The following is a 4,540-nucleotide window of genomic DNA, read 5'->3' as shown; positions in this document are numbered from 1 at the left end:
AAAATCATTGAGGAAGGGCCTGCGAGCAAAATACTGGATTCTCCCTCAACTGAAAGAGTTAAGGCTTTCCTAAAATTGATAAGGAAATAAGGAGGCTTCTGTAGAATTTGTAGAGGTCTGTTTTTCCCTTGAACCCGTATCTACGAAGTTGTAGGCTGTAAAAAGTCCATGAGTGTTCAACTAGGAGATCCATCTTTTTGTATAGCTTGGGCCTTTTTTCCCTGAATTTAGCTTCTTCCTCTATCCAGCTTTGTGGATCGTCTTTTATTTTGATCCTGCTGTAGGCATCTTGGACGTTAAGCTTGGCAAGATTCTTTGCAACTTCCTCTATGTTTAGAGAATAAAGCGAGGCAAGTGTCAACAATAATATTGTAAGGGGTCCGGGGCCGATTTTCTCATACAGACCACAAAGAGATAGATATGAAAATAGATTATGGTCAGGGGCTTCCTTTATTAGAAAGACATCGTGGTTTACTACCTGTGTTTTAGGGTCCTGGAGAGCATTTTCTAGAAAAGCTGGAGTGGTCAAGAAAATTGGAGGCACTGTGTGTCGCATCAGCCAGACGGGGTTTACTGGGTCGAAGAAAAGAGTTAGTTTTGTCGCCTCTGTGCACATTGCTGGGACTGTTGCAATGATTAGGGGCCGTAGGTCTGGGGGCTTGTTTTCGTAGACTGTTTCGCGAAGGTTTTTGTGTGGCAGTCTAGGTAGCGAGAGTATTTTTGCCGTGTTTATAGCGGATAAACCGCCTATAGCGATGATGCTCGGGCTACCCCGGCTATGTATTTCTTTGTGGATTTCTTCGAGGGCTTTTATGTCTGGCTTTTCGATTTTGTATTGGTTTTGGGCAGAGATTTTTCCGGCATAAGGTTCTCCTGAGTCATCTATGATGACGACTGCATTGTCTAGTTTTAGCTGGTCTAGGCGTAGCTCCTTGGAGACCTTTATAATGGCTTTGTCCATTGTAGGTTTCAAACGAATGGAAAAGGTAAAGTATTTTTGCATGTAGCTATAAGCATTCTTGTCTAACGGTGGTTCCTATTGTGTTGCGGGTCTATAACACATTGACAAGGACGCTGGAAGGCTTTGAGCCTTTTGAGCCTGGCAAGGTTTCCATGTATGTTTGTGGCCCAACGGTATACGATTTTTCCCATGTTGGTCATGCGAGGACATACGTTGCTTTCGACGTTGTTAAGCGGTATCTCAGGCTGAAGGGCCACGATGTTGTACATGTACAGAACATTACGGATATAGATGACAAGATAATAAACAGGGCGCGGGACGAGGGGAGGGACTGGCGGGAAATAGTCGATGAGTACACGTCTGACTATTTAGACGCACTCAACAAGCTACGAGTCTTTGTAGACATGCACCCACGCGTGACAGAGCATATCTCCGACATCATTGAATTTGTACAGAAGCTGATCGACTCTGGACATGCCTATGTAGCTCCCAGCGGAAGCGTTTATTTTGACGTAGACACCTATGACGACTATGGCAGGCTGAGTGGGCGCCTAGACAAGAAAATGTGGACCCAGGAGGAGTTCGCCACCGAGAAAAAGAACCCCTACGACTTTGCACTTTGGAAGGCCAGAAAGCCTGGCGAGCCGTACTGGGACTCCCCTTGGGGCCCAGGAAGGCCCGGCTGGCACATAGAATGCAGCGTGATGTCTTCACGCTACCTTGGCCAGAGGTTCGAGATACATGGCGGCGGTAGCGACCTTATTTTCCCCCACCACGAGAACGAAAGGGCCCAGAGCGAGTCACTCTTCGGCACAAGACCTTGGGTAAAATACTGGATGCATACGGGCATGCTCCAAGTCGGGGGAGAAAAGATGAGTAAGAGCTTGAAAAACATCGTACCGCTTCGCGACCTCTTCAGGGAGTACGACCCCCTAGTTGTTAGGCTGTGGCTCGCGTCTGCCCACTACAGAACCATCCTCCAGTTTTCGGACGATGTTCTCAGGCAGGCCCAAAGCAATCTACAGCGCTTGAAGTCCTCTGTGGCTCTTTTGAAGAAGCTTTCACGCGAGGTCGAGATCCCTGGACGCGTCTCGGACTACGAGATCGAGGTTCTAAAGGAGATGTCAACGCTACGGAGAGACTTTTATGAAAACATGGACGATGATTTCAACGCGAGTGGGGCATTCGCCTCGGTCATGAAGCTTTCGGGGCTAGTTTTTTCCAAGATTTCCTCAAAGCCAAGTTACCTACTAGTGTACAGGGCGCTATCCCTGTTTGAGGAGTTCAACCGTGTACTTGGAGTTCTAGATGAAGACCTTGGTCTAGGCGCTGTGGAGATGCTCCCCTTCGACGAGGTCGTCGACCTAATTGTCGAGGTTAGGGCTAAGCTACGTGAAGAGAAGAACTATGAGCTTGCGGACTACATAAGGAATAGGCTCAGCTCCTTAGGAATACAGCTAATGGACTACGGAGACAAAACAAAGTGGCTACTTGCCAGTAAATGACTTCAAAACAAAGGAGTATATATCTTGGCATTTCACCATAACCAGTTGTTCTACCTAAGAGATGACAGGCTCTTAAGCCTGTTAAATTTAAATATTCATCTTTCTGACTTTATAATTATGAGTAAGATTATAGAGTTAAAAGTTGGACGTAAAGGCCAAATAATAATACCCAAAAAGTTGAGGGAAGAATTTAACATTAAAGAGGGCGGTAAAATTTTAGTCAAGAAAGTAGATGGGAAAATTCTTCTCATCCCTAAGCCAGAAGATCCGGTTGAGTATCTATTAAAGATTGCCCAAAATGTTAGACTGGGAGATATAAGAAGCGAAGTAAAGGAATTTAGGAGGGATATGAAACGTGATTTATCTTGATAGCTATGTATTTTTGGATCTTTTCTCAGGTGAAAAGAAAAGAGTAGAGGGAGCCAAGAAGTATCTTGAGAGAGCAAAGCAAGAAGGATGTGTCATTTCTACAGTTGTCCTAACTGAGGTGCTTTATCATCTTAGGAGAAAAGGCTTTGAAAACACTGCTGAAGATTTTTTATTATTCGTTCAAACTTTTGAAAAGCTAAAAGTTATAGATGTCAACGAAGATATAGCTATTCAGGCGGCCAGAATAAGAGCTAAGTACTACAAGAAAAATGAATGCGAAATTTCTTTTCTAGACTCTATTCACATAGCCACGGCGATCTATGCAAATTGTACTGAAATAGTTACAGGAGATGAAGCCTTTTTGAAAATAAAAGAAATAAAGGTAGAGACCTATTAGCTATGGTCTAAAATGTAAGCAACATTTTGAATGCAGTGATAAACAGTTTTCTATATAGATATCTATCTAAGTGGGACTTTAGGTTCTTTTCCTAGTCCTAGTGCTAGGGCTCCCATTATGCCTATTTTGTCTCCTAGGGGTGTTAGTATTATTTTTGGCACCGTGTTTACTGTGTAGTTTTCTACTTCTTTCTCTATGTTTGCAAGTAGTATGTCCGAGTTGTTTAGCGCAACTGAGCCGCCGATGGTTATTATTTCTGGGTCATACGCGTTGGTTATTGCAGCGAAGCCGTAAGCATTGTATCTTTTTACTCCTTGTATCACGAGCCTGGCAAAGCTATCGCTGTTTCTATACGCATCGAAGATGTCTTTGGCTGCTAGTGTTTCCTTGTCTCTGAGGATGCTTTGGTTCCATAGATCAGGATGTCTCTTTGAAAGTAGCTTTGCGTATTTTGGTATACCGGTGCCGGAGCAGTATGCTTCCCAGTGTCCCTTTTTTCCACAGCCACAGGTTATTTCTTCGTTTGAGTCTACTACTATGTGTCCTATTTCATGTGCGTTTCCCTGTTTGCCTAGCAATAGTGTGTCGTCGACGTATACTCCTCCCCCTATGCCCGTGCTTATCGTTACATAAACGAGGTTTCGGTGGCCTCTTCCAGCTCCGAAGAATTTTTCGCCCACAGCGGCTGTGACTGCGTCATTTGTAAATGCTATCTTTTTGCCGGTTAGGTTTTTGAGGACGCGGACTATTTCGAGCCTCTGGAAGGGTAGATTTACGCTTTTTATGACTTCTCCTTTTTCCATGTCTATGGGTCCCGGGGATCCTACGCCTATGCCTACTATGTCTACATTGTGTTTTTGTGTAAAGGTTTTTGCTAGTCTTGCTATGTGTTCTAGGTATTGGTCTGGGTTGGAAAAGCTTCTCGTTGGGAAGACTTCGATTTCCAATATTTCTCCTTCCTCGTTTCCGAGGGCGACGCGTGTCTGGGTGGCCCCTATATCTACTGCTACAGCATATTTCATTTTGCTCGATGTAGATGTCTATTGGAAGTTATTTTTGTCTTTTGTGTAACTTCAGGAATTACTTTTTGTTTTGTAATAATAGAGAAGAGATTAAAGAAAAATTCAATTACTCTGAACGGAAATACTATGCGTGGGATGATGATGGTTAAAAGAGGGCATTTACATGTGGCCGTGCCATCGCGCCTGACCCCTTACCTTGTAATTGTCGCTTTGCTGGGGGAGAGTAATGAATAGGAATAGTATCCACATGGTCTTAGTTTTTCTGAGCCTTGGCTTGGCACTGGTC

At 44.1% G+C, this 4,540-nt stretch carries 5 protein-coding genes; 3 read left to right on the top strand and 2 right to left on the bottom strand.

Annotated features, from left to right (window positions below):
• Positions 1-58 precede the first annotated feature (58 nt).
• The gene (locus QXT17_RS09820; protein ID WP_052886474.1) at positions 59-961 is read right to left on the bottom strand and encodes a hypothetical protein; all 903 of its coding nucleotides are present in this window, start codon (positions 959-961) and stop codon (positions 59-61) included.
• An 80-nt stretch (positions 962-1,041) separates the two neighbouring features.
• Between QXT17_RS09820 and cysS the strand changes: the two genes are divergently transcribed.
• From cysS to QXT17_RS09805, 3 genes are all read left to right on the top strand, one after another.
• On the top strand, positions 1,042-2,466 hold the full coding sequence (cysS, locus tag QXT17_RS09815) for a cysteine--tRNA ligase (protein ID WP_342815851.1): 1,425 nt from the start codon (positions 1,042-1,044) through the stop codon (positions 2,464-2,466).
• Between the two features lie 117 nt (positions 2,467-2,583).
• Entirely contained in the window at positions 2,584-2,835 is a 252-nt protein-coding gene (locus QXT17_RS09810) for an AbrB/MazE/SpoVT family DNA-binding domain-containing protein (RefSeq protein ID WP_148684539.1), read from the top strand.
• Positions 2,822-3,232, top strand: a complete 411-nt coding sequence (locus QXT17_RS09805; protein WP_148684538.1) for a PIN domain-containing protein — start codon at positions 2,822-2,824, stop codon at positions 3,230-3,232. Before QXT17_RS09810 ends, QXT17_RS09805 begins: the two co-directional genes overlap by 14 nt.
• A gap of 62 nt (positions 3,233-3,294) precedes the next feature.
• Here the strand turns inward: QXT17_RS09805 and QXT17_RS09800 are convergent, their stop codons facing one another.
• Complete coding sequence (locus tag QXT17_RS09800) at positions 3,295-4,254, bottom strand: ROK family protein (protein WP_020962858.1); 960 nt, start codon at positions 4,252-4,254, stop codon at positions 3,295-3,297.
• Positions 4,255-4,540 lie beyond the last annotated feature (286 nt).

This window comes from Thermofilum sp., from assembly GCF_038871435.1.
Taxonomy (GTDB): domain Archaea; phylum Thermoproteota; class Thermoprotei; order Thermofilales; family Thermofilaceae; genus Thermofilum; species Thermofilum adornatum.
The sequence above is the reverse complement of the archived record's forward strand: the minus strand, read 5'-3'. Positions and strand labels throughout refer to the sequence as shown.